Below are 26,325 nucleotides of genomic sequence, written 5' to 3'. Positions count from 1 at the left end.
AGGCAATTAAGTTCACTGCCGCCGCCGATGCCCAGGAATCGGTCCATCATTCTGGAGCGACCTTCCTTCAATTCGAAGGCCTTGCCCCGGCGGGCTGGGCCCTCCCATCACCCGGTCGGGATCAGAACCGCATGGCGTTGCCGACGGTGAACTGCCAGCGGGCCTGGTAGGGTTCGCGGTTCAGGGGCACGGCCACGCTCAGCAGGATCACGCGGCCCACGGAGCTCTTGAGGTTCCCCAGCCGGAGCCCGATCCCCACGTCGGAGTAGGTGCGGGACCACCCTTGTCCATCGATCCGGCGGACAGAGCCCAGGTCCACGAAGGCGCTGTACCCCAGCCGCACGAGACCCCACCAGCGCTGTTCCGTCAGCAGCCGGTAGTCGAAAGAAGCCAGCCAGCGGGCGTCCCCGGGATGCAGCTGGTTGGGGAAGCCGCGCATGCCCTGGTCCCCACCCAGGTAGTACCAGTGTTCGGGGTCCGGGCGCCGGGCCCTGTCCACGGCCACGAGGCCAGCCAGGATCTGGTGCTCGGTCAGCTTGTGGTACCTCACCAGGGCGAGGGCCAGGCGGCTGTCTTCCAGGCCGGTGGCGGGCCCCCGGCCATCCCAGGAGGCCGTCAGGAGGGTGAGGTTCTCACTGGAGGAGGACCAGCCCTTGGCCACCTGGACCTTGAAGAAGGGGGCATTCATGGTGGACCCGCAGGCGCGGCTGTAGTTCCCCAGTTCCAGATCGCCCGTCCAGGCCAGGTTGTAGTCCTCGGGGCTGTCCATGCCCGACAGGTTCTCGAATTCCTCGAAGGCGTCCTCCTGGGTGGCCAGGGTCACCCCGGCGCCACGGAGCCGCCGATCGGTCAGGACTGGCGCTGGCAGGGTGCCCAGGGGGTTCGTCTGGGTGATGAGGCCATAGCTGGTGTCCTGGCGTTTCAGGAGCAGGCCGGCCCGCCAGACCCGGTTCTCTGATTCATGCACCAGCCAGGCGCCGGACAGGCGGACCTCGTTCTGGACGAAGGGGGCCTGGAACACCTGGAGGCCCTGGTCGTAGAGGTAGAGGCTGGAGTGGCTCTGCGACAGGGCCAACCCGGTGGACCACGGCGTGTCCAGGGCGTAGAAGGGGCGTTCCAGGTGGATGCTGCGCACGAACCCATCGGTGAGGTACTGGGTGTGCGCCGCGAGCGTCCACCGGCTCCCGAAGAGCTGGGGATCTCCATAGGCCAGGCCCCAGGTGCTGCGCTCGTGGTCCTTCGACAGATCGTAGGTCACGCTCTTGCCCGAACCGAGGAAGTTCTTCTCGTCCAGGCCGAGGTTCATGGCGTGTTGACCGCCGACATGGGTGTAGCCCACGTTCAGCTGGGTCGTCCAGGCATCCCGGACCTTCACCACGGCCACCACGCTGCCATCCGGCTGGACCACGGGATCGATCCGGGCCTGCTTCACGAAGGGGAGGGCGCGGAGCAGGCGCTCGGTCTCGCGGATCCGGCGCTCGCGAACGGGCTCGCCCTCCGCGAAGAGGAGCACCCGCCGGATGACCGTCTCCCGGGTGGAGGCATGCAGGTGGTTGGCCAACCGGCCGACCCAGATGTCCTCCTCCGGTTTGGCGAGGTCGAAGACGTCGCCGATCTCCACGTCGATCTTGCCGATGGTGGCCTTGCGGGCCTCCAGGGCACTCCATGGCTTGGCCGGCCGGGCGGCGGCCCGAAGGGGTACGGCAAGGCTCACCAGGGTCATGGCGAGACAGGCTCCAAGCCTTCGAAGGCCGTTCAAGGTGGCTCCTAGAGTCGGCCCAGCAGCAGCAGGATGACCAGCACGAGCAGCACCAGTCCCAGGCCACCACTCGGGTAGTAGCCCCAGTCCCGGCTGTGGGGCCAGCGCGGCATCGCACCGACCAGCATCAGGATCACGAGGACGATCAGAATGGTTCCGAGCATGGGTTCTCTCCTTGTCGATGGGTTCAGGCATCCCTGGCCAGGGCAGGCTCAATCGGGCCGGCGACGCACCGCCAGGAGCAGGACGCCACCCATGATGGCGATGGCTCCCACCAGGGGCGGCAGGGGCACGGACCTGGTCCGGTCCGCCTGCACGTGGACGGGGCCGAGATCCACGACCTTCTCCCGGGTCGTGTAGGTGAACCCCTGATAGACGATGGCGGCGATGCCCGCGGCGATCAGGACGATGGCGAAAATGGCAGTGGGTTTCACGGGCTCTCACTTCGTCAAAGTGGACGGCCGCCCGCCTGCGCCGCGGGGAATCGCGTCAAGCGGGCCGACCCATCCAGGCATCAAGCGGGACTACCGGCGATTGTCCTCGTCGCGGTGATGGCCTTCATCGCGATGGCGGGTCTCCTGCGGCCAGTGGGAGCGGGGCAGTTCCCTGCGTTCGCCGTCCCGCGTGGACGCGTAGTACCAGCGGTCATTGGTGTGGAAATAGTGGTAGCCGCCGTGGGCGTAGTAGTTGTCCGAATCGACTTCCACGATGGTCGGCAGGATGGGAATGATGTCCAGGCCGCCCCGGTGGTTGGGGGCCACCACGCAGGCCGAGAGCAGAAGGATCGAGAGGACTGGAACGAGAGCTTTGCCGTTCATGTCTGACTCCATGGAGTGGGGTTGATGCGCAAGTCATTCACCCCGCGAGGCAGGAGGGGGGACACGCCCGGAGGTGGGAAGGCGCTCGCTTCCCCCGGGCTCCGCCTCACCTTGGAAGTGAACCTTGGACTGGCATCAGCATGTCCCGCGCCAGATCTCCAATGGCTTTTGAATCAACATCTTGGATTCAATCAATCGCCCTGCCTTCCGCGGAGCCCCCATCAGGATGATGGGTCGATGCCTTCAATACGGAGGGAGACCCTGGGAACTTTCCAGCTGGGCGAGGCCCGGTGGTGGGGAGGGCCCCGAAGCTCATGGCCTGGGTGGGGCAGTTCCTTCGAATTGAGGGGACTCCCACGCCATTTTGATGGATGCCCGGGGGGCGACCACCCGGATGAGGGCGCTCCCCCTCATGGAAGCGGTGACCCGTGGGCCCTTAGCACCACCCGGGTTCCTGGAACGGATGCTGCTCTTGGCTTGATGGGCGCGGCGAAGCCGTGCCAGGCGTGCCGCTGACTCACTGAACCATCCGCCGTCCTCCCTGGAGCCGCCATGAATCTCTTCGGGTCTCCCGCCGCTCCCCCCGGTCTCCCTGCGGATGGCCCGCGGCCCGCGGACCCGGGCCCCAGGACCGTGCGGTTCGTGGTGGCGCCATCCACCTTCATCAGCCTGGCCCTCATCCTGCTCTCCCTGTGGCTGCTGATCCGCCTCTGGCCCGTCATCCTCGTGCTGGTGGTGGCCCTGTTCATCCTGGGGACGCTGAGCCCCACGGTCCTCTGGCTGGAGGAACGGAGGATCCGGCGTGGCTTCGGCATCGCGATCGTCTTCACGGGCGTCATCACCCTGGCCACACTCGCCGTGGCACTCACCGTCCCGTCCATGGTGGCGCAGGGGGCCGCCCTCTTCGAACGGGAACCCGCCTTCCGGGCGGCCCTGGCCGACCGCCTGGCCCACTACCACCTGAGCGCGCCCTTCGCCGAATGGCTGCGGAACCTCAGCTACGGCGCTCCGGGGAACACCGTCGGGCCCACGGCCTTCGCCTACTCCCTCCGCATCTTCCAGGTCGCCGCCTACGGGCTGAGCGCCCTCTTCCTCGCGCTCTACATGATGATCGACCGGGACCGGCTGCGCGGCGGGCTCTTCGCCCTCGTTCCCCGCAGCCACCACATCCGGCTCACGCGGGTCATCCTGAACCTGGAGACCATCGTCGGCGCCTACATCCGGGGGCAGCTGATCACCTGCCTTCTCATCGGCGCCTTCACCTTCATCCTGCTCACCGCCTGCGGCGTCGAGAACGCCATGGCGCTGGCGGTCTTCGCCGCCGCCGCCGACATCCTGCCCTACGTCGGCGCCGTTCTCTCGATCGCACCCGCGGGCCTGGCCGCCCTCAGCCACAGCCCCACCGCCGGAGCCATCGTCCTCGTGGCGATGCTGGCCTACCAGGAATTCGAAAGCCGCATCCTCATTCCGACAATCTACGGCCACGCGCTGCGCCTCCCGTCCTCGGTGGTGTTCTTCGCCCTCATGGCCGGCGGGACGCTGATGGGACTGCTCGGGGCGCTCCTCGCGCTCCCGGTGGCCGCGACGGTCATGATGCTCATCGAGGAGCTCCGGGTGGACCTGCCCGGGGAGCAGGAACAGGCCGCCGACACGCTCCTGCGCGCCCGGGACGACCTCCAGGAGGAGGAGTACGAGCGCCGGACCGAGGGGGTGGCGGCGGAACAGGCGGCGGCCATCGCCGTCGAGATCTCCGTGGATCGGAGGAACCAGGACCTGCACCCCGGGATCACCCCGTGAGCGGTGTGGGTGCCAGGCCCGTGAGAGGGGTGAGCACATGGAACGCAATCCACATGGACACGCATCGTTCCTTCCTCGGCAGGATCCCGTGGGGGACCTCGAGGATCCGGTTGTCTCCTGGCCTCCGAATTCATTTGGCGTCCTGCGCCTTCGGGCGCAGGATCAGCCTGGTGGGTGGCCTGGGCGATCAGGCGAGCCGTTCCAGTCCAGGTCATGGCGCTTCCAGCCTGGTAACCACCCGGGAGTGGACATGTCCGACAGCACGGCACTGGGGCGCATCGCCTTTCTCGGCGGGTTCCTTCCCCGCCTCTGCGGCATCGCCACCTTCACCCATGATCTGTGCGAAGCCGTGGCCGAAGCGGCCCCCGCCTCCCAGTGCTTCGCCGGGGCCGTGAACGATCGCCTGGATGCCTATGAGTACCCGGAGCGCGTGCGCTTCGAACTGGACGAGAAGGATGTGGACTCCTATCGCCGGGCTGCGGATTTCCTGAACTTCAACAAGGTGGACGTTCTCTGCGTGCAGCATGAGTTCGGCATCTACGGCGGGCCGGCCGGCAGCCACCTGCTGGCCCTGCTGAAGGAAGTCCGGATGCCGGTGGTGACCACGCTGCACACGGTGCTGCGGGATCCGAACCCGGCCCAGCTGAAGGTCATGGAGGAGCTGGCGCGCCGCAGCGACCGCCTGGTGGTGATGGCCCAGAAGGGCGCGGAGATCCTGCGCGATGCGTACGGGATCCCGGACGCCAAGGTGGATCTCATCCCCCACGGCATCCCCGACCTGCCCTTCATCGACTCCAGCTTCTACAAGGCCGAGCTGGGTGTGGAGGGCCGCATGGTCCTGCTCACCTTCGGCCTGCTGGGCCCCGGCAAGGGCATCGAAACCGTCATCGAGGCCCTGCCCGCCATCGTCAAGCGCCACCCGAACGTGGTCTACCTCGTCCTGGGCGCCACGCACCCCCACCTCGTCGCCCGCGACGGCGAAAGCTACCGCCTGGGCCTGGAGCGGCTGGCCGAGGCCCGCGGGGTCAAGGAGCACGTGATCTTCTACAACCGCTTCGTCTCGCTGGAGGATCTCAAGGAATTCATCGGCGCCACGGACATCTACCTCACGCCCTACCTCAACGAGGCCCAGATCACCTCGGGCACGTTGGCCTACGTCTTCGGCGCCGGCAAGGCCGTGGTGTCCACGCCCTACTGGCACGCGCAGGAATTGCTGGCCGACGGGCGCGGCATCCTGGTGCCCTTCCGGGATCCACAGGCCATCGCGGAGGGCGTCTGCGCCTACCTCGACGACCCGAAGCTCCTGGAACGCACACGCGAAACGGCCTACCAGATGGGCCGCGGGATGATCTGGCCGGCGGTGGCGCAGCGCTACCTCGAGTCCTTCCAGCGAGCCGGGGCGGACCGCAAGGCCGCTCCCCGCAAGGCCTTCGCCCAGTGGACCCTGGCCAGCCGCCCCTACGACCTGCCGCCCCTCCGGCTGGATCACCTCGTGCGCATGAGCGACGGCACCGGCATCTTCCAGCACGCCATCTTCAACGTCCCGAACTTCCACGAAGGCTACTGCACTGACGACAACGCCCGCGCCCTGATCCTCTGCATCCTCCTGGAGGAGCTGGGCGGCCGGCCTCCGGAAGAGCTGCTGGACCGCCAGGCCACCAGCTACCTGGCCTTCCTCTCCGCGGCGCTGAACCAGGAGAGCCACCGCTTCCGCAACTTCATGAGCCACGGGCGGCAGTGGCTCGAGGAGGCCGGCAGCGAGGACAGCCACGCCCGCGCACTCTGGGCGCTGGGCACCTGCGCGGGGCGCTCCCGCAACGAGGGGCACCGGCGCCTCGCCGCCCAGCTGTTCGAGCGCGGCCTCCCGGCGGTGGAAGGATTCTCGTCCCCCCGGGCCTGGGCCTTCACCTTGCTGGGCATCCACGAGTTCCTGGGGCGCCATCCCGGCCACCCGCAGGTGCTGGCGGCCTGCAGCAGCCTGACCGAGCGGCTCGTGACCCTCTGGAAGGCCTGCGCCACCCCGGACTGGCCCTGGTTCGAACCCATCGCCTCGTACGACAACGCCCGGCTCTGCCAGGCCCTCCTGCTGGGCGGCCAGCGGATGCCCCACCCCGAGGCCCTCGACATCGGCCTGCAGTCCCTCCGCTGGCTCGCCTCCCTGCAGCGGACCCAGGCCGGCCACTTCCGGCCCATCGGCAGCAACGGTTTCTACGCGCGGGACGGCGCCCGGGCCGACTTCGACCAGCAGCCGGTGGAGGCGCAGGCCATGGTCTCCGCCTGCCTCGAGGCCTTCCGGGCGACCCGGGATGACGCCTGGTCCCACGAAGCCAAGCGGGCCTTCGAGTGGTTCCTGGGCCGCAACGACCTGGGCGTGCCCCTCTACGACTCCAGCAGCGGCGGCTGCAGCGACGGCCTCCACGAGGACCGGGTCAGCGAGAACCAGGGCGCGGAATCCACCCTGGCCTTCCACCTCTCCCTTGCCGAGATGACCTTCGCGGAGCACCCCATCGCACCCCCTCTGCGGTTCTCCTGATGCGCCCCATCCGTCTCCGCCACCATGACATCAGCCTGGTTCCGAAAAGCGCCCGGGTCATCCTGCGTCCCTTCATCCCCGGCGGCATCCAGCGCATCACCACCATCATCGGCCGCGCCCTGGCCCTGAGCGAAGCGGAGACCCGGCGGGACCTGGCCGCGGTACTGAAGGACTTCGAGGCCCGGCACCTGGACATCGAGACCGCCCTGCTGGCCAGCTTCGACAAGGTGGTCCCCCACCTCTTCACGCACCGGCCCCTGTCGAGGGAACGCACGCTCCTCATCGGGGCCCTCTTCTCGGGCGAGTACGCCCTGGAATCCGCGGCCCTCTTCAATCCCTCCATCGTCCCGCACCCGGATCAGGAGGGCGTGGCCGACGGTGCCCTGCGGTTCATCATGAGCCTCCGCGCCACCGGGGAGGGGCACATCTCCTCCGTGGAGTTCCGCACGGGTCTCATCAGCCCCGAAGGCGACATCTGCCTGGATCCCATCTCCCGCTTCGTCAGCATGCCCGTGCTCGACCCCGACCCCAGCTACATGAAGGTTCCCTTCGTGGTGAAGCTGCACGAGATGGGCTTCGACAACGGGGCCTCCGCGGCCGTGATGGAGCCGCTGGGCGACGGCTTCACGCGCAGCGAGCTGTTCCGGAGCGTCCTGCGCATCCGGCGGGAGACCCAGCCGGTCACCCAGGGCCTCACCAACACCCTCAGCTGCATCCAGTGGCTCGCCGACTCCAACTACGAGATGCACTTCCCCCCCGAGCTGGCCATGAGCGAGCGCGTCATCTTCCCGGTGTCGCCCAACGAGAGCAACGGCATCGAGGACGCCCGCTTCGTCCGCTTCACCGATGACGATGGCACCGTGACCTACTACGCCACCTACACGGCCTACAACGGGCACGCCATCCTGCCGCAGCTCATCGAGACCCGGGACTTCCTCCACTTCCGGGTCCTCACCCTCAACGGCTCCGCCGTCCAGAACAAGGGCATGGCCTTCTTCCCCCGGCGCATCCACGGCAACTACGCCATGCTCTCCCGCCAGGACGACGAGAACCTCTTCCTGATGTTCTCGGACAATCCCCACTACTGGAGCGACCCGAAGGTCATCCTGCACCCGGCGGAGATCTGGGAGTCCGTGAAGATCGGCAATTGCGGCTCGCCCATCGAGACCGAGGCCGGCTGGCTGGTGCTCACCCACGGCGTCGGCCCCATGCGCAAGTACTGCATCGGCGCCGCCCTGCTGGATCTCGACGACCCGACGAAGGTGCTGGGGCGGCTCTCCGAGCCCCTGGTGGCACCGGAAGGCGATGGCCGGGAAGGCTACGTTCCCAACGTGGTCTACACCTGCGGATCCATGATCCATGGCCGCGAGCTGATCCTGCCCTACGCCATGAGCGACCACGCCTCCACCATCGTCAGCGTGTCCCTGGACGAGCTGCTCTCGCGGCTGGTGGGTTGAGGCCCGGCTCCATTCATCTGAGTGGGAACACCCCGGGCCTCCGCCCCCTGGCGGTGGACCGGTTGCCCCCGGGCACCCACCTGTTTGGATTGAATAAAAAGCACTTGGGATGAATCGTCACGGCCGGGCTAAACCGATTACGAAGATTTTCGTTGACGACTACGAAACCTGTCGTATCTTTTCGGCATTCCCCTGTTGGAGACCCATCCCATGCAGCCTGCCACCCGTCCCACCGACGCCGAGCTCGCCATCCTGCGGGTGCTCTGGGAGCGGGGCCCCAGCACCGTGCGGCAGGTCTTCGAGGTGCTTTCGGCGGAAAAGGACCTGGGCTACACCACGGTCCTGAAGATGCTCCAGATCATGAACGAGAAAGGCCTGGTGCAGCGGGACATCACGGACCGGGTGCATACCTTCTCGACCACCCAGACCCAGACGCAGACCCAGCAGACCCTGCTGGACGACCTGCTGGACAAGGCCTTCGGCGGCTCCTCCACCAGCCTGGTCATGCAGGCCCTGGCCACCCGGAAGGCCAGCCACGAGGAACTCGCCGCGATCCGGAAGATGCTCGACCTGGCGGAAGGAGGGAAGCGATGACCACGCTCCTGTCGCTCGTGGGCCAGCCCTGGGCCCAGATCCTGGGCTGGACCCTGATCCACTTCCTCTGGCAGGGCGCGGCCCTGGGCCTGGCGGCCTGGCTGGGTCTCGTGCTGCTGCGCGGCGCCAGCGCCAGGGCCCGCTACGGCCTGGCCTGCGCCTTCCTGCTGCTCATGGTGGCCGCTCCCACGGCCACGGCCCTGCTGCTCCAGCGCCAGGCGTCAGCCGCGCCCCTCGCCCAGCTGAGCGTGGCGGTGGAAGCCGCCGCGCCGTCCTCCCTCCCGGCGGCGGTCCCCCTCGCCCAGCGGATGAAGGCCGCGCTGGATCCCGCCCTCCCCTGGCTGCTGGCCGGCTGGGCCGCGGGCGTGCTGCTGCTGTCCGCCCGCTTCCTCGGCAGCTGGGTCCGCGTGCAGCGCCTGCGCCGCCGCAGCGCCAGCCCGGTGCCCTCCGAGTGGCACCTGGTGCTCTCAAGGCTCTGCCGCGAGCTGAAGCTCTCCCGCACCGTGCGCCTCCTGCAGTCGGCGGCGGTGGAGGTGCCCACGGCCCTGGGCTGGCTGCGCCCCGTGATCCTGCTGCCCGCCTGCGCCCTGGCCGGCCTGTCGCCGATCCAGCTGGAGGCCATCCTCGCCCATGAGCTGGCCCACATCCGCCGGGGCGACTTCCTGGTGAACCTGCTCCAGTCCCTGGTGGAAGTGCTGCTCTTCTACCATCCCGCCGTCTGGTGGCTGTCCGCCCGCATCCGCGCCGAGCGCGAGCTCTGCTGCGACGACGTGGCCGCCGAGCTCTGCGGCGATCCCCTGATCCTGGCCCGCGCCCTCACCGACCTCGAGGCCCTGCGCGCGACCGCCCCGCCCTCCCCCACCCACCTGGCCCTGGCCGCCAACGGAGGCTCCCTCATGCAACGCGTCCGCCACCTGCTCTACCCCGCCCTGCCCATCACCACCGGCGCCCGGGCCACGGCGCTGGCCGTGCTGGCCGCCTCCCTCCTCGGCGCCGCGGGCGTCGCCCTCCAGGACAAGGCCCCGGAAGGCACCCCCAAGGCTGACAAGACCACGCGCATCAAGACCGTGGACGACCAGCGGCAGCTGGACGTGCGCATGAAGGGCGACGTCAAGCTCAACGGCGAGGCCCCCGAGCCCGTCACCGTGGCGGGCGACGGCAGCTTCCGCGCCGAGGAGAAGAAAGACGGGAAGACCCGCAGCTATGCCGCCACCAAGGACAAGGCCACCTACACTGTGGACGGCAAGGAGGTCGCCCTCGACAAGGAGGGCCGCGAGTGGCTGCGGGGCATCGCCACGGAGGCCCAGAAGGCCCAGGCCGGCCGCAGCCAGGCCCGGCGCATGAAGGTGCAGGTCGAGCTGGACCGCGCCGAGGGTGAGAAGGCACGGGCCCTCGCCGAAGGCCACCGCGAGCGCGTGATCGAGATCCAGACCAGGCACATGAAGGACCTGGAGCAGCACCAGAACGAGATGGAGCGGCACCAGCGGGACATGGAGCTGCACGCCAAGGAGCTGGCGGAGCACGCCAAGACCATGGGCCCCGAGGAGCGGGCCCGCGTCCAGGCCGAGATGGACCGCGCCCGGGCCGAACTGGACAAGGCCAGGGAGGAGATGAAGAAGGAGATCCGGGTCGAGGTCCGCCGCCGCAAGGGCGAGGGCGGGGACCACGAGCCCCGCATCGAGGTGCTCACCGAGGACGCGGGCCCCGGCACCGTGGTGATCCGCAAGAAGGTGGATGGCAAGGACGTGGTCGAGACGCGCCGGAAGGTCGTCCGCAAGGGCGGCGACGGCGAGACCATCGTGATCGCCGGGCCCGATGGCGAGGAGATCGAGAAGCACCTGAAGGTGTTCCGCAAGGGCGGTCCCAAGGAGGCCCAGGCCTGGACCTTCACCGGACCGGAGGGTGAGGATTTCATCGAGCAGGACATCCACATTCCGCCCATCCACATCCCCGAGTTCCGCTTCCAGACCCGCGTCGCGAAGGGCGAGCTGGATGCCCAGGCGGAGATCCAGGCCCTCCAGTCGGCCATGAAGTCCCTGCAGACGCGCCTCGACCAGTTGCAGAGGCAGGTGACGGCCACGCCGAAAGCCCCCAGGCCCCCCAGGACCCCACGGCCTTCAGCCACGCCCCGATCGGCCCTGCCCCCGGTACCGCCACCCCCGCCGCCGCCGGCTCCGGATGCCCCACCGCCACCACCGGCCGCGCCTCCGGCTCCGCCCGCACCACCTGCGCCAGCCCCACCGGCACCGCCAGCGCCACCCGCCCGCTGATTCCGTGATACCGAAGGGCCCGCCATGCGGGCCCTTCGTGTCGTCAGAGGCTCTGCAGGAAGGCCTCCACCCGCTCCCAGTCCCGGGTCACCGGGAAGGGCGGCAGGGCCGCGCGCACCTGGGCGGCGTAGCGCTTCCCCAGGCGGTCCTCGCTGGGCAGCATGAGGCGGGGGTCCAGCACGGCCACCACGCCGCGATCCGAGCGGGTGCGGATGAGGCGGCCGATGCCCTGCTTGAGCTTCAGCGTCATCTGCGGCACCTGGATGCCGATGAAGCCCAGGCCTTCGCGCTGGGCGTCCGCCTCGCGGATGCGGGCCTGCAGCACGGGGTCGTCCGGCGGCGCGAAGGGCAGCGCGGAGACGATGACCAGGCTCAGCGCATCACCGGGCAGGTCCACGCCCTGCCAGAAGCTGGCCAGGCCCAGCAGGGCCGCGGCGGGCGTGGCACGGAAGCGGTCCAGCAGCTGGGTGCGCGAGAGGCCATCGCCCTGCACGAAGAAGGTGAGCTCGGGCAGCGCGGCTTCCAGGCGCGGGCGGAAGGCCGCCAGCATCTTGCGGCTGGTGAAGAGCACCAGGGCCCGGCCCCGGCTGGCCCGCAGCATGCGCTCCATGGCCTCGAGCGAGGCTTCCACCCAGGCCGGATCCCCCACGCCGCCGCCCGCGCCGGGGCGGCGCTCCGGCAGGTCCGGCGGCACGAAGAGCAGGCCCTGGGCCTCGAAGTCGAAGGGACTCTCCACGTTCTCCGCCGCCTCGACCTCGGGCTTCGTGAAGCCCAGGCGCAGGCCCAGGCCGTTGAAGCCACGACCATCGCGCAGGGTGGCACTGGTGAGCACCACGGTCTCGAAGCCGCGCCGCACGTGCTGGTGGAAGAAGGGCCGCACGTCCACCGGGTTCGACTTGAAGTGGACGAGGTGGGCACCCTCGCGGTTCACCGTGGAGACCCAGCCGTCGGGCTGGGCGAAGATCTGCTCCATGCGCGAGAAGGCCGTGCCCACCCGCTCGGCGAGCCGCATCCACAGGGGATTCTCGGGATCGGCCGCGCCAAGGCGACGCGCCTCCACCCACAGGGGATGGCCCGCCTCCACCCAGGCGCCCACGGCGTCGGCCAGGGCCCGCATCTCGGGACCGGGTGACAGCAGGGGCAGCACGCCGCCTTCGATGGGCACCCAGGACAGCACGTCGGTCCAGGCCCGGTCCCAGGCCTCCAGCAGGCCGGCCAGACCGGCGCCCTGGTTCCGGGCCGCGTCCCGCAGATCGGTGAAGAGCAGGTTCATGGCGCGGCTGGACCAGGCTTCGGCACAGCTCTCGGTGAGCTGCTCCTCCAGGTCGTGGGCCTCGTCGAGGATGAGCACCGGCGCGTCCGGCAGCACCTGACCGAAGGCGGATTCGCGCAGCACGCGGTCCGCCAGCAGCAGGGCGTGGTTCACGATGATGAGGTCGGCCTCGGCCACCTCGGCCCGCAGCTTCGTCAGGTAGCAGTCCTCGAAGCGGGGGCACTGGCGCCCCGTGCAGCGCTCGGCCCGGGCATTGACCTTGTCCCAGAGCGGCGACTCGCCCTCGCCGAAGCGGCCCAGGCCTTCGCGGTCGCCGTCCTGGGTCTCCAGGGTCCAGCGCTGGAGGGCCAGCCAGAGCTGTTGGTCGGCGCGGGTGAACTCCAGGTGCGGATCCTGGGACACGGCCTCCCAGGCCGTGCGGCAGAGGTAGTTGGCCCGGCCCTTGGCCAGCACGGCCTTGATGGGCTGGCCCAGGATGCCCGCGGCCCGGGGCACGTCCTCCTCCAGTAGCTGCCGCTGGAGCTGCTTGGTGCGGGTGGCCACCAGGATGGGATGCCGCCCCGCCGCCAGGGCCGGCACCAGGTAGCCCAGGCTCTTGCCCGTGCCCGTACCCGCCTCCACGGCCTGGATCACGGCCTCGGGCTTCGCTTCCGGTTCGCTGCCCCGGTCCCGCCAGTGCTGGAACTGGGCTGCGCCCTCCAGGACGGCGTTGTGCACCAGCTCCGCCATGCGCCGCTGCCCGGGCCGGTCCTCCGCCCCCGGGAAGCAGGCGAAGATCCGTCCCTCCGGTGGGGCGAAGTAGCGATCCATGGGGTGCGCCATCCGACCAGTGTGGAGCAAAGGCGGAAAAAGGGCGAATTCCCAAAAAACAGGAACGGCGAATGGCGCGAATGGGCGCGGATAGAAACTCCCACTTTTCGTATTCTTGGCATTTTTCGCGCGCCCGAAGGGCGATTCGCGCCATTCGCGGTTGGAATTATTTGTGGTACTCCTTGCCCCGCAGGATGGTGAAGGCCCGGTACAGCTGCTCCAGGAACATCACGCGGCTGAGCTCGTGGGGGAAGGTCATGGGCGACAGGCTCATCTGCTCCGGGACCTCCTTTTTCAGGGCCGGGTCGAAGCCATGGCTGCTCCCCAGGGCGAAGGCCAGGCTCTCGCCGCGGTTCATGCGCTCCACCAGCCAGTGGGCAAGGCCCTCGCTGTCCCGCAGCTTCCCCTCCGGCGTCAGCAGAACGGGGCACTTCACCGCCGCCAGCTTCGGACGCAGCCGCTCGGCCTCCTCCTTCAGCTGCCGGACCGGATCCCCCTTGCCCTCGGGCAGCTCCACCACCTCCATCCGGGCATAGGTCCTGAGCATGCCGAGGTAATGCTCCTGGAGCTTCTGGCAGGGTTCGAGGCGGAGACGGCCGAAGGCGAGGACTGAAATTGGATACATGATCCTATTGTGATGAATTTCCCTTGGCAGCGCAGCGGGAAGGCTCCAACATCCTTACATCCAGCCCCTTCCGGAGGTTTCCCCATGCGCCGATCCCTGATGCTCTCCCTCGCCAGCCTGCTCCTCGTGCCCGCCTTCATCAGCTGCGGCGGCGACGAGATCCCCACTGCGGCGCCCGAGGCCGCCAAGGAACCCGCGGACATCCTCTACCACCTGCAGTACGTGGCCGTGCGCAAGGACTACAAGCACGTGGCCCTCATCGCCCCCATCACCCCCGACGTGGTGTTCCCCTCGGCCCGCCAGCTGCACGTGGACGCCAAGGCCCTGGGCCTCACGCTGACCCCCGAAGAGCTCAAGGGCCTCGGCATCGAGCACCTCGCCGCCAAGCTCGACGCGCTGCCGGGCAGCCAGGTGGATGACTACGCCGTGAAGGACGCCCGCCTGGCTTTCAACGCCGGCATCTACCGCCTCACCAAGGGCCTCACCGCCAAGTCCTGGGGCAAGATGCGCCACATGGGCATCACCGACAACACCGCCGCCCGCCAGTTCGGCTCCCAGACCGTCGTGAAGGACATGGCGCTGGGCTTCGATGGCAAGAAGGTCATGACGGTCAGCTGCCTCAAGAAGCCCGATGGCACCTTCGGCGTCACCCTCATGCGCTACGAGATCAACCCCAAGAGCCTGAAGCAGGACTGATCCGCAGACGGCCCGGACCGCTGCGCGCTCCGAGTGGAAAAGGGCCCGCGACGCGGGCCCTTTTCGTGAAATGCTTTTCCTTCACTCGGGCCGCGCACGCGGCCCGAGCTCAGCCGGATCCTCCATGCACATCACCGCCCACTACTCCCTGACCCCCGACGAGGCCCTGCGGGGCACCCGGGCCTTCAAGCGCCTCTGGTACGGCCTCTCCGTGGGTTCGGGCGCCCTGATGGTGCTCATGGGGTACACCACCCTCCAGGCCACGCAGGACCACCGCGGCCTGCCCCTGATCATGCTCGTCAACGGCCTGCTCTTCCTCGTGCTGCCCGAGGCGGTCCTGCGCTGGGCCCGCCTGCGCCGCGGCGCCCAGGCCTATCCCCCCATGCAAGTGACCCTGGACGACGAGGGCCTCACCCTGCGCACCGAGACCAGCGAGGGCGGCCTGCCCTGGGCCTCCTTCGCGGAGATCCAGCGCCACAGCGGCTTCTGGATCTTCCGCATCAGCCGCTCCCAGGCCGTGCTCGTGCCGGAGCGGGCCCTGGACGAGGCCGCCGTGACCGAGCTGGCGGCCTTCCTCCGTGAGCGGAAGCTGTTCCGGGGATGAAGCTCCAGGGCCCCGCTCCCGTCGCGGCCCGCGCCCTTCTGGGCCAGCTGTTGGTGCGGGGCGAAGTTACTCTGCGCATTACCGAAGTCGAGGCCTACGGCGGGTCCGGGGACAGCGCCAGCCACGCCCGCCACGGTCGCACGGCCCGCAACGCGCCCATGTGGGGTCCACCGGGCCGGGCCTACCTCTACTTCTGCTACGGCATGCACTGGATGCTGAACGTGGTGACGGGACCCGAGGGGGACGCCTCCGCCGTACTCATCCGGGGCGCCGAGGTGGTGACGGGCATGGACACCGTGCTGGCTCGCCGGAATGCGGCCAAGGCCACGCCCCTGCTCTGCGCCGGACCCGGCAAGGTGGCCCAGGCCCTGGGCCTGGACAAGACCTTCGACGGCCACGACCTGCGGACCCTGGGCGGACTGGAGCTGCGTCCCGGAGCTGCCCCCGCCTCGATCCTCGCGGGCCCGCGCCTGGGCATCGGCTTCGCGACCCCGGAGGATCAGGCCCGCCCCTGGCGCTTCGCCGATGGCGGCAGTTCCGCCGTCCTGAAGAAGCGGGAGCTGGCACCCTGGGAGGGTTGAAGAGGAGCGCCCATGCCCTTCGTGAACATCAAGATCACCCGCGACGGCGCCACCGCCGAGCAGAAGGCGCAGCTCATCCAGGGCGCCACCCAGCTGCTGGTGGACATCCTGAACAAGAACCCCCAGACCACGGTCGTCGTCATCGACGAAGTGGACACCGACAACTGGGGCATCGGAGGCGAGACCGTCACGGCGCGGCGGCAGCAGGGAAAGTAGCGGCGGCTTGTGCATCCGGCTGCGGCCCTGCATACTCAACCTCCGCTTCAAGCGGGGCCTCGCGGGGACTCGGGAAGCACACCAAGCCAAGGGGGTGACCGGTTTCGACAGGTCGTGATCCGGGTGCACGGTGCAGGCGGGGGTTGGACGGATGGCCCCCTTATCAATCCGCCCACATCAAACTGCCAACGATAACTTCGAACTGGCTCTCGCTGCCTAGGGCAACCTAGGCTCCGAGCGAGTCCTTGGGATCTCTGGGTACCAAGCTCGTTAAACCCCTGAAAGGGTGGCTTCGGCCTGCCGGACAGGGCACCAGATAGGCCGCCGCGACGCACCCTGACGACGGCCGAGATCAGGGAGCAAACGTCCTGAGCGGCTCGTCCGTTCCCCGCCAGGAGGTTTCAAGAACGGACCAAGCCTGTGGATGAACCGCCATGCGGCATGTCTTGGACGCGGGTTCAACTCCCGCCACCTCCACCAAAAAGGGCCCCTCGCGGGGCCTTTTTGGTGGAATTGCCGCTGCGGCCAGGTAGGCGCCCTCCGGGCAGGACTTGATGTCCTGCCCGGAGGATCAGCGCCGTGGCCAGCAGCGACACGCCATGAGCGCCGACGGAGTTTCTTGACCAGATGAAGCTAGCTCGCAGGAACGAGCTTCAGGGCCGCGAGAACCCGTTCGGGCGTGAACGGCACGTGGGTGACCCGCGCACCGGTGGCGTCGAACAGAGCGTTGGCCAAGGCGGCGGCCACCGGCACCACGGGGGGCTCGCCGATGCCCTGAGTGACCGTGGTGGCGTTGTCCGCGAAAACGACTTCGATGCGGGGGATGGCGGAAAAACGGGGCAGCAGGTAGGTGTCGAAGTTCTTGTCGAGGATGCGCCCACCCTTGAAGCGGATCTCCTCGCTGAGGGCTTGTCCGATGCACTGGGTGATGGCGCCCTCCACCTGCTGGCGCGCCCCGTCGGGGTTCACGACGAGCCCCACGTCCACGGCCTCGAGGAACCGCTCCGTCATGACCTTCCCGGTGGCCTTGTCCACGGACACCTGCGCAATGGCCACCACGAGCCCTTGGCGCCAGGCCCCGCAGGCCAGTCCGATGCCTCGGCCCGTGGGCCCGGGGGCAGGTTCCCAGCCGAAGGTCTCCACCGCCAGGTCCAGGAGGCGAAGGAGACGGGCATCGGTGATGAGGCGACGGCGCAGGGTCACGGGATCCAGGCCAGCCTTGGCCGCCAGCGCATCCAGCTGACTTTCCCGGGCGAAGGCATTGGTGTGGGCGTTGGGGGCGCGCCAGGCGCCGACCTTGAGGGGATGGAGGCCGGGGACCGTGGGAGCCTGGTACCGGTTCGTCTGCATCTCGTAGGAGAGCTCGGCCTCACCCTGGGAGACGCCGGCCACGGTGCTGTCCCAGAAGGTGATCGCGCCGCGCCCGGCATCCAGGCCGGAGCGGAGCTTCACCACGGCGGCCGGCCGGTAGCCGTCCAGGAAGAGATCCTCCTCCCGGTTCCAGGCCACCTGGATGGGCACGCCGGGGACCTGGCGGGCGATACGCGCGGCCTCGACGGCATCGGGACCCACGAGCTTGCCGCCGAACCCGCCCCCCACGAACTGGGCGATGACATGGACCTTGTCCGGGGCCAGCTTGAGGGCCTCGGCCACGGAATCGCGGAAGACGAAGGGCGACTGGGTGGAGGCCCAAACCGTCATGCGGCCCGCCTCCCATTTGGCGACGGAGGTATGGGGTTCGAGGGTGGCGTGGCTTTCGTAGGCGTTGCGGTATTCCCCCTCCACCACGGTGGCCGCCCGTTTCTCACCCGCAGCAATGTCGCCGCGGGAGATCACCACGCGCTGGCCGGGCGCCGCCTTGTCCACGAGGTACTGGTAGATGCGCACATCGTCCACGTCGGGTTCGGTCCCCTCGAAGGTGCCCTTCACGAGGGCGAGGGCCTTGCGGGCGGTGTCGGGCTCGGGATGGAGCACGGCCAGGAGCGTGCCGTCCCGCACGATGCGGACGCCAGGCACCCGCTCAGCCGCCGCCGTGTCCGCAGCGACCAGAGTTTGGCCCTGGGCGGGGGGACGCAAAATGCAGGCATGGAGCGTTCCGGGCAGGCGCAGGTCGCCCGCGTACTTGGCGGCGCCGGTGACCTTGGCGAGGGCATCCTTCCGGGGGACGCGCCGCCCGATCAGGGTGCAGTCAGAGAGGGGCTTGGGCTTGACCTTGCCCAGGTGCCGCTCCATCTTCCGGCCCTTCACCAGCTCGCCAAAGGTGATGCGGGGCGCGGGGGCTTCCTTCACCCAGATGGCGCCGTCCTTCAGGGTCAGGCCCGAGACCGGGGCGCCCAGGGCTTTGGAGGCCATGCGCAGGAGCACGGCCCGCGCCTCCGCCGCAGCGCCCCGCAGGACCGGGGCCGTATGCCACATGGTGAGGGAGCCGCCGGTGGGCATGTCCCAGGGGCACAGGTCCGTATCGCCCAGGACCATGTCCACCTGGGCCGGGTCCAGCTCCAGCTCCTCGGCCACGAGCATGGCCAGTACGGTCATGGCGCCCTGCCCCAGTTCCACCTTCCCCACCAGGCAGCTCACACGGCCGTCGGCGGAGATCTTCAGGTAGGCGTTGAAGTCCTCGGGGTAGGTGCTGGGTCGGGTCGGCACGATGGGCGCCGCTCCGGCGGGGGTTGCGAAGAAGAAGGTGAGCGTGCCCGCAGCCACGCCCTGGAGGAAGTCCCGGCGCCTCATCGCGCACCTCCCATGGCCTTCCCTGCCGATTCGACCGCGTCCAGGATCCTCACGTGGGCCCCGCAGCGGCAGAGGTTCCCCTCCATGGCCTCGACGATCTCGGACCTGGTGGCTTTGGGCTTCTTCTTCAGGAAGGCCCAGGCGGCCATGATCATCCCGGAGGTGCAGTAGCCGCACTGGAAGGCGTGGTGCTCCTGGAAGGCTTCCTGAACCGCGTTCAGCTTCCCGTCCAGGGCCAGGCCTTCGATGGTGAGCACCGACTTCCCGGCCACGTCTCCCAGTGGCGTGGAGCAGGAGAGCACAGCCTCGAAGTCCACCAGCACGGTGCAGGCCCCGCAGAGTCCGGCCTCGCAGCCCACCTTAGTACCCGTGAGGCCCAATTCGTCCCGCAGGACCCAAACCAGCATGCGATCACGGGGACTCGCGACAGTGACCGGCTTGCCGTTGAGCGTGAACGAGACCGTGGCGTTCATCGGGAACCTCCGGGGGAGAGGGCATGCGCGGGAGTGTCCCATTCTATTCTTGAAACCGAAGCAACTGATGCAAGGACATGACCCAGCCTACGAGGCTGACATCGCGGCTGGTATGGCGTTCGGGGAGGGCGTCAGAGAAGCACTCCGAGAACGGGGCTCATGCGCGGCCTATCGAATGGAGATAAAACAGCGGGAGTCGAATTCGGATCGGCGCCGTGCGCAGCCAGTCCGGCGGCCTCCCACCACCTCGCCCGAGTGGGTCGCGATCCCTGGTGGGGGCTTCAATGAGAACCAGGGAAATCGCCAGTTGCGGCACGTCGGCCGCGCCCGCGTGGATGATCTGCTCCTCGACGGTTCGGTTTCCCTTCATGGTTCCACTTCTCCCTGATTGAGGTGGATTCCGCGGAATGATCGGGCTAGGTTTAGAAGAAGGTCACATCCGGAATCACCATCGTCCGCAGATCGATCCGTGACCGACCAGGAAGGCTGGGTGACCATGCGATTCCACCACGAGCGCCGCGCGATGCGTCTGCCGTCCCTGGGGCTGCCCCTCCTGCTCCCCGTCCTGGCCTTCCAGGTGGCGTCCCTGTCGGCGCAGGAGCCGCCCAGCCTTCCCTCCACAGGCCGCATGGCCGCGATCCAGATGCGCCGGTCCGACACCCTCGCGACGGCCTTGGTGCAGCTCCGCGACCAGCGGCCGCAGATGGGATTGGACGAGGACCATGATTTCCGTCTCAGCGGCAGCCACGTGGATGCCCTGGGCCAGACCCATGGCCGCTTCGATCAGTACTACCGGGACGTCCGGGTCTGGGGTGCCCAGGTGCTCACCCACACCGGGCCGGATGGCCAGCGGTTGAAGCCTTCCAGCCACCTGAGCCAGGGCCTGCACCTGAGCACCACGCCCACGCTGCCCGTGGCCGAAGCGCTCGCCCGGGTCCAGGAGCGCCTCCGCCCGAAGGGGACCTTCGCCAGGCCTCCCCGCGTGGAACTGGTCGTCTACCCGGAACACGAGGCCGTGACGAGCCGCATCATCACGCAGCCGGGGGAGCCCCTGAATGCCTACGACCTCCAGGAGCGATGGCTGCGGACGCGCCTCGCCTACCATGTGCGAATCCGCCTGGACAATGCCCAGGACGGCCTGGTCCAGCGGGACTACCTCGTGGACGCCCATGATGGTGCCCTGCTCCGGGAGTGGGATTCCCTGGTGGCCACCGCGCCTTCGGGGGCGGGCCACTCCCAGTACAGCGGGGCCGTTTCGCTGGACGTCACGGCGCTGACGGGATCCTTTGAGCTCCGGGATCCTTCCCGGGGAACCCTGCCGCATCCGTTCACGGGCGAGGTGGGCAATGCCGTCTACTCGGGAAACAAGGGCAAGGGCCTGCCCGGAACGTGGGAGGTCTGGATCTACCAGGACTCGGACAACGATTGGGGCGATGGCGCCAACTTCGTCTGGGCCGGGTCCCCCTTGTCTCCCAACGGGCAGACCGCCGCGGTGGATGCGGCCCACGGGTCCCAGGTCACCTGGGACATGTACCGCCACGTCCTGGGCCGGGAAGGCATCGACGGCCTCGGCACGTCCATCTACGCCCTGGTGCACTACAACGGATCCGGCGTCCCCGGACCCAGCCCGAACCTGGCCAACGCCTTCTGGGACGATGGCTGCTTCTGCATGACCTACATGGATGGGTTCAACGACGGCAAGACCTCCTTCTCCACCGCCTTCACCGCCCTCGACATCACGGGCCACGAGATCAGCCATGGCCTGTGCTCCGCCACCGCCGGCCTCATCTACCAGGGCGAGAGCGGGGGCCTGAACGAATCCAATTCCGACATTTTCGGCACCATGACCAAGTTCTACGCGAGGGGCGGCGGCTACGCCGCCAAGTCGAGCAGCATTCCCTCGACGGGGGGCAATTGGACCGTGGGTGAGCAGGTGGATACCCGCGGGTTCCCACTCCGCTGGATGTACCGGCCCAGCCTGGACGGCCGGAGCCAGGATGCCTGGTCGCCAACCCTGGCGGGCCTGAACGTCCACTACAGCAGCGGCCCCATGAACCGGGCCTTCGCCCTCCTCTGCAACGGGAGCGGCTCCGGAGACTGGTCGAGCACCCCCGCCGTCGCCGCCCTCGGCAACGACAAGACCACCCGGATCTGGTACCAGGCGCTGACCTCCTACCTGTACCCGGCCAGCGACTATGCCAATGCACGGCGATCCGTCCTCCGCGCGGCCCTCGACCTCTACCCCTCGGAACCGGCCACCCTCCAGGCGATCCGGGATGCCTTCGCCGCCATCAACGTCGGCGATGCCGCGGGCACCGGCGATGAGCTCACCGGGCCAGCCGTGACCCTCACCGGTGGCGGGAATGCGGGGGACCTGACCTTTGCCGCGACGGCTTCCGACGGAGGCGCCATCACGGCCGTCGCCTTCCGCATCGATGGCGCCCGCTTCGCCAGCCTGCAGTCGCCTCCCTACACGGCCACGCTCGATTCCACCCAGTACGCCAACGGCCCCCACAGCATCGTGGCGGAGGCCTTCGACGACAGTGGCAACATGACCCGCTCCAATCGGGTCGATGTCACGCTGGACAACGCCAGCCAGCAGCTCCTCCTGAACCCGGGCTTCGAGGCCGGAGCCGCCATCTGGGTCGAGAACAACAACCTGATCGGGCTTTTCGGTGGCGCGGACGGCATCCCCGCGGCCCATGGCGGCGTCGGCCTGGCCCGCTTCCTCGGCTGGGGCGCGTCCAGCGCCGGCCAGCGCATCTCCCAGCGGGTCACCCTTCCCGCCGAAGGGGATCGCATCCAGGTATCGGGCCAGCTGCTGATCGTCAACGACCGCCCCATCGCCCAGGAGGCGGCGACCTTGTCCGTCAAGCTCTGGGATCTGAGTGGAACCACCCTGGCGACCCTGCGCACCATCACCAATCTGGAGGCAGACGCCTACGCGGGCTGGACGCCCTTCACCTGCGACCTCTCGGCCTACCGCGGCCAGACCCTCCTGGTGGGGTTCGAGGCCCAGCGCCCCACCGAGTGGGGCTGCCAGTTCTACGTGGATGACACCGCCCTGACCGTCACGGGCGTGGTGGCCGCGCCCGGTCCCACCCTCCTGGAGGAGCCCCGGTCCCTGGTGGTCAACACCGGCACGGACGCGACCTTCAGGGTCAAGGCCGCCAGCAGCGTGGGGGCCCTGCGGTACCAGTGGCAGTCCCGCACCGACGCCACCTCCTGGACGGACCTCCCGGCCGGCACCGGAGAGACCTGCAGGGTGCCCTCCTCCCTGGCTGCCAGCCGCCGAGCCCAGGTGCGGGTCCAGGTGAGCGACCCTTCCGGAACCACGACGAGCCTGCCCGCGGAACTCAAGGTCGGTCCCGCCAGCCGCGACCTCTGGCCGGACGGGGTGCAGGGCGACGTGCTCGACCTGGCCATGCTGATCCGGGCCCTGGGCCGGACCAGCGACGATCCCGATTGGATCACCAAGTACCAGGCCGCCGATCTCAACTTCGACAACCAGGTCGACCTGGAAGACCTGGCCCTTTTCCTGAGGGATTTCTGATGAAGGAACGTCCCCTGCGACACGGATGCACCATGCCCGGCCGGCTCCTCCTGGCCCTGCCCCTGGCCCTCCTCCTGGCCTGCGGCGGGGGCTCCCATCCCTCCCCGCCGCCCCGGGCGGCCCGCATCGTCTACACACCCCCGACCAGCGGGACCTACCAGCTCCTCCTGAACACGGAGAAATCCACCGCCACCCACCTGGTGCTCGACCTCATGGGGCCCACAGGCACCGCGGGGCGGGGCGTGGCCTTCCACCTCGTGGCGCCACCGGGCCAGATGACCTGGGCGAAGGTGGACAGCAAGGACGCCGAGCTCACCCAGAGCCCCACCTTCGGGGTCGTGGCCGGGTCCGTCCTCAAGGCCAAGGCAACCTCGGGCGACCTCCAGGTGGGTGCTTTCCTGACCTGGGCCTTCACGCCCAGCGTGACCTTTGATCGCACCGTGTCGCTGGCCACGGTCGCCCTGGACCTCGTGCCGGAGACTGCCCCCGGAGCGGCCACCCTCCGATCCACCAGCGGCTCCGCCGTGATGCTCCCCGCCACCCTGGGCGCCGATCCGGTCCCCATCACGATCACGGCGGGGACGGTGACCTTGCAGTAGGCCCATGGAAGCCCTCCCTTCGCCGGAATGGGAAAAGCGCCGGGCGAGGAGGCGAACCCTCCCCGCCCGGCCACGGCTCAGCTCCGGGCCAGTGCCTCCCGGTGGCCGGAGACGCGCTGCCACCACTCGACGACGGGACTGGCGATGTAGATGGAGCTGAAGGTCCCGGTCAGGACGCCCACCACCAGCGGGAACGCGAGGTCCCGCAGCGCCGGTCCGCCCCAGATCCACAGGCAGACGCTGACGAAGAGGACGGACATGGAGGTGAGGATCGTCCGGCTGAGGGTCTGGTTGATCGAATCGTTGATGATCCGGTCCAGGCTCGCCCGCTTGTATTCCGGCTTGTGGCTGTTCTCCCGGATGCGGTCGAAGACCACGATGGTATCGGCCATGGAATAGCCCATGAGGGTCAGGAAGCTGGCGACCACGGGGACGTTGAACTCGTAGCCCATGAGCGCGAAGAGGGCCAGGGCCATGAGCATGTCGTGGACCAGGGCCACGATGCCACCCACCGCGAAGGCCGTCGTGAACCGGAAGATCACGTAGACGAGGATGGCCCCCATGGCCCAGGCCACGGCCGCCAGAGTCTTCCGGGTCCACTCGCCCGAAATGGAGGGCGAGAAGGTCTCGTCCTTCAGGAGGCCCACCTGCCCGGGGACATAGTCCTTCTCGATCTGCCGCTTCACGGCCGTGGGCAGGTCATTGGGCAGCTCCGCGAGGCTGCGGTACAGGCCCGCCGGCAGGCGGTCCCGGGCGCCGACGATCTTCGTGGCGAAGGCCTCGTAGCTGGCCCGTCGCGCCGCCTCGTCCCCGGCGAGGCCCAAGGGATCCGCCGCCAGGAGGCGGTTGGCCAGGGGCTCCGCGCCCTCCAGATTCAGGGACCTCTGGGGGCCCCCGGTCGTGTCCAGGCCGGCCAGGAGGGTGCGGATCTGCCTGGACTGCTGCACCGTCTCGCGCGGGTCGCCGCCCTTGGGCGCCCGGACCTTGATGGAGAACTCGCGGATGCCGGGATCGGCGTGCTGGTAGGAGACCACCGAGGCATCGGGGAAGCCGCCCCGCTGAAGCGCCGTGCGGATGTCGCCCGCCTCGATGTCCCGCAGGAACCGCACCGTCATGTCCGTGCCGCCCACGAACTGCATGCCCAGCTTGATCCGTGGATTCCCCTCGAGGTTCCAGGGGCGGATGAACGCCATGCAAACCAGGATGAGGCCCCAGGACAGGGCGAGGGCCTGCTTCTTGTACTTCATGAAGTCGAAGGCGGTCTTCCGGAACAGGTTGAAGGTGCCGATGCTGATGCTCGCGGCGCGGGGTCGGCGCTCCAGCACCCAGTCGTAGATGAAGCGGCTGATGTAGATGCTGGTGAAGAGGGAGGCCGCCACGCCGACGGTGAGGGAGACGGCGAAGCCCTTCACCGGGCCTGTGCCGAAGATGAAGAGCAGGAGCGCCGCGAAGAGCTGGGTCACGTGGCTGTCCACGATGGTCCAGAAGACCCGGTTGAAGCCCGCGCTGATGGCCCTGGCCGGGGACTGGCCCAGGGCCAGCTCCTCCTTGATGCGCTCGAAGATGAGGATGTTCGCGTCCACGGCCATGCCCACGGTGAGGGCGAAGCCGGCAATGCCCGGCAGCGTGATGGTGGCCCGGAAGCTGCCCAGGAGGCCCAGCATCACGACGACGTTCACCACCAGGGCCACCACGGCGTTCACGCCGGACCAGCGGTACCAGACCACCATGAAGGCCACGATGACGCCGAAGCCCACCATGGAGGCGCCCACGCCCTGACGGATGGAATCCTGGCCCAGGCTCGGCCCCACGACCCGCTCCTCCAGGATCTTCATGCTGGCCTTCAGGGCCCCGGAACGGAGCTTCAGGGCCAGGTCATCCGCTTCCTCCGCCGAGAACTGGCCGGCGATGCGCACGGCCCCGCCGATGATCTTCTCCTTGGCCGAGAGCACGCTGATGACCTTGCGATCCAGCACGAAGGCGAAGAGGCGCCCTTCGGACGAGGCCACGCCCGTGACGTGGGCATTGGCCTCGGCGCCCTGGGTGTTCAGGGTGAAGTTGACCTCATGATTCCCCAGCTCCGACTGGGCCCGCTGGGCGTCGGTGATGGCGGAGCCGTCCAGCTGGACCTTGCTCTCCAGCAGCACCCAGCGCCGCACGGGCAGGTGGTTCGGATCCTTCAGGGCCTCCTTCGGGCCGCCCGCCGCGGACCGCGTCGTCAGCGGCTCCGGGAACAGCTCCGTGCCTGCAGGCAGGGTTCCCCCATACCGGGCCAGAGCGCCGGCTTCGGAGTCGAAGTACGGCGTGTCCACCTTGGCCAGGAGCCGCAGCTCCAGGCGCCCCGGCGTGGACAGCAGGCTCTTGATGCGGTCCCGTTCCGACTCGGTGACGCCGGGCAGCTCGACGATGATGCGGTTGCCCTCGGGGCCGCCCGAGGTGATCTCCGGTTCCACGACGCCGAACTGGTTGACCCGCGTTTCGATGATCTGGAGGGCCCGCTTGTTGGCGCTGGCCTTGATGGCCTGCTGGTGGTCGGGCTTCTGGGAGACGATGGCCAGGCCGTCCCGGTGGACGAAGCGGTAGCCGGGGATCTTCGCCAGGATGGGCTCGAGGGTCGACGGGCCGGCGCCCAGGATCATCAGCTCCGGGCCCTTCAGCTCCGCCTGCACTGGGGGCAGGCCCTTCGCTTTGAGCTGATCCAGGATCCGGTCCCGGGTTTCCTCGAGGTCGCGCTGCAGGGCCTCCTGACCCTGGACCTCGAGTTCGTAGTGGATGCCCCCCTTCAGGTCCAGCCCGAGGCGGACCTTGTCGAGGGGGATGAAAAAGGCAGCGCAGGCCAGGCAGATGCCCAGCACCCACGCCAGGCGGGAGAACGTACTTCGACTCACGGATGACTCCGCAGATGGAACACAGACGGGTCGCAGGCTCTGGCCTGCG

General features: G+C 68.8%; 20 protein-coding genes and 1 other RNA gene. 12 read left to right on the top strand and 9 right to left on the bottom strand.

Annotation, left to right across the window (positions count from 1 at the left end; translation table 11 throughout):
* Window positions 1-121 precede the first annotated feature (121 nt).
* From QOZ81_RS00985 to QOZ81_RS00970, 4 genes are all read right to left on the bottom strand, one after another.
* Window positions 122-1,759, bottom strand: coding sequence for a BamA/TamA family outer membrane protein (locus QOZ81_RS00985; protein WP_291202956.1), 1,638 nt, complete (start codon window positions 1,757-1,759; stop codon window positions 122-124).
* Window positions 1,760-1,767: 8 nt separating this feature from the next.
* On the bottom strand, window positions 1,768-1,923 hold the full coding sequence (locus tag QOZ81_RS00980; protein ID WP_291202959.1) for a DUF3309 domain-containing protein: 156 nt from the start codon (window positions 1,921-1,923) through the stop codon (window positions 1,768-1,770).
* 48 nt (window positions 1,924-1,971) lie between these two features.
* A complete protein-coding gene (locus QOZ81_RS00975; RefSeq protein WP_291202961.1) occupies window positions 1,972-2,193 on the bottom strand; it encodes a hypothetical protein in 222 nt (73 codons plus the stop codon).
* Between the two features lie 90 nt (window positions 2,194-2,283).
* The gene (locus tag QOZ81_RS00970) at window positions 2,284-2,577 is read right to left on the bottom strand and encodes a hypothetical protein (RefSeq protein ID WP_291202964.1); all 294 of its coding nucleotides are present in this window, start codon (window positions 2,575-2,577) and stop codon (window positions 2,284-2,286) included.
* Between the two features lie 552 nt (window positions 2,578-3,129).
* Here QOZ81_RS00970 and QOZ81_RS00965 point away from each other — a divergent pair.
* The 5 genes from QOZ81_RS00965 to QOZ81_RS00945 all read left to right on the top strand — a co-directional run bounded on the left by QOZ81_RS00965 (window position 3,130) and on the right by QOZ81_RS00945 (window position 11,228).
* Window positions 3,130-4,374, top strand: a complete 1,245-nt coding sequence (locus QOZ81_RS00965; RefSeq protein WP_291202967.1) for an AI-2E family transporter — start codon at window positions 3,130-3,132, stop codon at window positions 4,372-4,374.
* Between the two features lie 250 nt (window positions 4,375-4,624).
* Entirely contained in the window at window positions 4,625-6,907 is a 2,283-nt protein-coding gene (locus tag QOZ81_RS00960) for a glycosyltransferase family 4 protein (RefSeq protein WP_291202970.1), read from the top strand.
* A complete protein-coding gene (locus QOZ81_RS00955; RefSeq protein WP_291202973.1) occupies window positions 6,907-8,364 on the top strand; it encodes a glycoside hydrolase family 130 protein in 1,458 nt (485 codons plus the stop codon). The genes QOZ81_RS00960 and QOZ81_RS00955 overlap by 1 nt, the downstream gene beginning before the upstream one ends.
* Before the next feature lie 210 nt (window positions 8,365-8,574).
* Complete coding sequence (locus tag QOZ81_RS00950) at window positions 8,575-8,958, top strand: BlaI/MecI/CopY family transcriptional regulator (protein ID WP_291202976.1); 384 nt, start codon at window positions 8,575-8,577, stop codon at window positions 8,956-8,958.
* Window positions 8,955-11,228, top strand: a complete 2,274-nt coding sequence (locus QOZ81_RS00945; RefSeq protein ID WP_300715241.1) for a M56 family metallopeptidase — start codon at window positions 8,955-8,957, stop codon at window positions 11,226-11,228. Before QOZ81_RS00950 ends, QOZ81_RS00945 begins: the two co-directional genes overlap by 4 nt.
* A gap of 43 nt (window positions 11,229-11,271) precedes the next feature.
* On the opposite strand, the gene QOZ81_RS00940 is transcribed toward QOZ81_RS00945, so the two are convergent.
* The gene (locus QOZ81_RS00940; RefSeq protein WP_291202985.1) at window positions 11,272-13,311 is read right to left on the bottom strand and encodes an ATP-dependent DNA helicase; all 2,040 of its coding nucleotides are present in this window, start codon (window positions 13,309-13,311) and stop codon (window positions 11,272-11,274) included.
* A 166-nt stretch (window positions 13,312-13,477) separates the two neighbouring features.
* Window positions 13,478-13,936, bottom strand: a complete 459-nt coding sequence (locus QOZ81_RS00935) for a 23S rRNA (pseudouridine(1915)-N(3))-methyltransferase RlmH (RefSeq protein WP_291202988.1) — start codon at window positions 13,934-13,936, stop codon at window positions 13,478-13,480.
* A gap of 84 nt (window positions 13,937-14,020) precedes the next feature.
* Between QOZ81_RS00935 and QOZ81_RS00930 the strand changes: the two genes are divergently transcribed.
* The 5 genes from QOZ81_RS00930 to ssrA all read left to right on the top strand — a co-directional run bounded on the left by QOZ81_RS00930 (window position 14,021) and on the right by ssrA (window position 16,513).
* The gene (locus QOZ81_RS00930; RefSeq protein WP_291202991.1) at window positions 14,021-14,632 is read left to right on the top strand and encodes a hypothetical protein; all 612 of its coding nucleotides are present in this window, start codon (window positions 14,021-14,023) and stop codon (window positions 14,630-14,632) included.
* A 124-nt stretch (window positions 14,633-14,756) separates the two neighbouring features.
* Window positions 14,757-15,236 (top strand): YcxB family protein, encoded by a 480-nt coding sequence (locus QOZ81_RS00925; protein WP_291202994.1) that lies wholly within the window; start codon window positions 14,757-14,759, stop codon window positions 15,234-15,236.
* Window positions 15,233-15,817, top strand: a complete 585-nt coding sequence (locus QOZ81_RS00920; protein ID WP_291202997.1) for a DNA-3-methyladenine glycosylase — start codon at window positions 15,233-15,235, stop codon at window positions 15,815-15,817. The genes QOZ81_RS00925 and QOZ81_RS00920 overlap by 4 nt, the downstream gene beginning before the upstream one ends.
* A gap of 12 nt (window positions 15,818-15,829) precedes the next feature.
* Complete coding sequence (locus QOZ81_RS00915) at window positions 15,830-16,033, top strand: 4-oxalocrotonate tautomerase family protein (RefSeq protein WP_291203001.1); 204 nt, start codon at window positions 15,830-15,832, stop codon at window positions 16,031-16,033.
* Window positions 16,034-16,123: 90 nt separating this feature from the next.
* Window positions 16,124-16,513: a transfer-messenger RNA gene (gene ssrA / locus QOZ81_RS00910) on the top strand.
* A 153-nt stretch (window positions 16,514-16,666) separates the two neighbouring features.
* On the opposite strand, the gene QOZ81_RS00905 is transcribed toward ssrA, so the two are convergent.
* Both QOZ81_RS00905 and QOZ81_RS00900 read right to left on the bottom strand, forming a co-directional pair.
* On the bottom strand, window positions 16,667-18,763 hold the full coding sequence (locus QOZ81_RS00905; RefSeq protein ID WP_291203004.1) for a xanthine dehydrogenase family protein molybdopterin-binding subunit: 2,097 nt from the start codon (window positions 18,761-18,763) through the stop codon (window positions 16,667-16,669).
* The gene (locus QOZ81_RS00900) at window positions 18,760-19,236 is read right to left on the bottom strand and encodes a (2Fe-2S)-binding protein (RefSeq protein ID WP_291203007.1); all 477 of its coding nucleotides are present in this window, start codon (window positions 19,234-19,236) and stop codon (window positions 18,760-18,762) included. The genes QOZ81_RS00905 and QOZ81_RS00900 overlap by 4 nt, the downstream gene beginning before the upstream one ends.
* Before the next feature lie 496 nt (window positions 19,237-19,732).
* On the opposite strand from QOZ81_RS00900, the gene QOZ81_RS00895 reads away from it, so the two are divergent.
* A complete protein-coding gene (locus tag QOZ81_RS00895; RefSeq protein ID WP_291207566.1) occupies window positions 19,733-22,789 on the top strand; it encodes a M4 family metallopeptidase in 3,057 nt (1,018 codons plus the stop codon).
* Between the two features lie 32 nt (window positions 22,790-22,821).
* Window positions 22,822-23,388: a hypothetical protein gene (locus QOZ81_RS00890; RefSeq protein ID WP_291203010.1), complete on the top strand. Its 567-nt coding sequence runs from the start codon at window positions 22,822-22,824 to the stop codon at window positions 23,386-23,388.
* Window positions 23,389-23,465: 77 nt separating this feature from the next.
* Here the strand turns inward: QOZ81_RS00890 and secD are convergent, their stop codons facing one another.
* On the bottom strand, window positions 23,466-26,276 hold the full coding sequence (gene secD / locus QOZ81_RS00885) for a protein translocase subunit SecD (protein WP_291203013.1): 2,811 nt from the start codon (window positions 26,274-26,276) through the stop codon (window positions 23,466-23,468).
* Window positions 26,277-26,325 lie beyond the last annotated feature (49 nt).

It is taken from the genome of Geothrix sp. (genome assembly GCF_030219325.1).
Classification (GTDB): domain Bacteria; phylum Acidobacteriota; class Holophagae; order Holophagales; family Holophagaceae; genus Geothrix.
The sequence above is the reverse complement of the archived record's forward strand: the minus strand, read 5'-3'. Positions and strand labels throughout refer to the sequence as shown.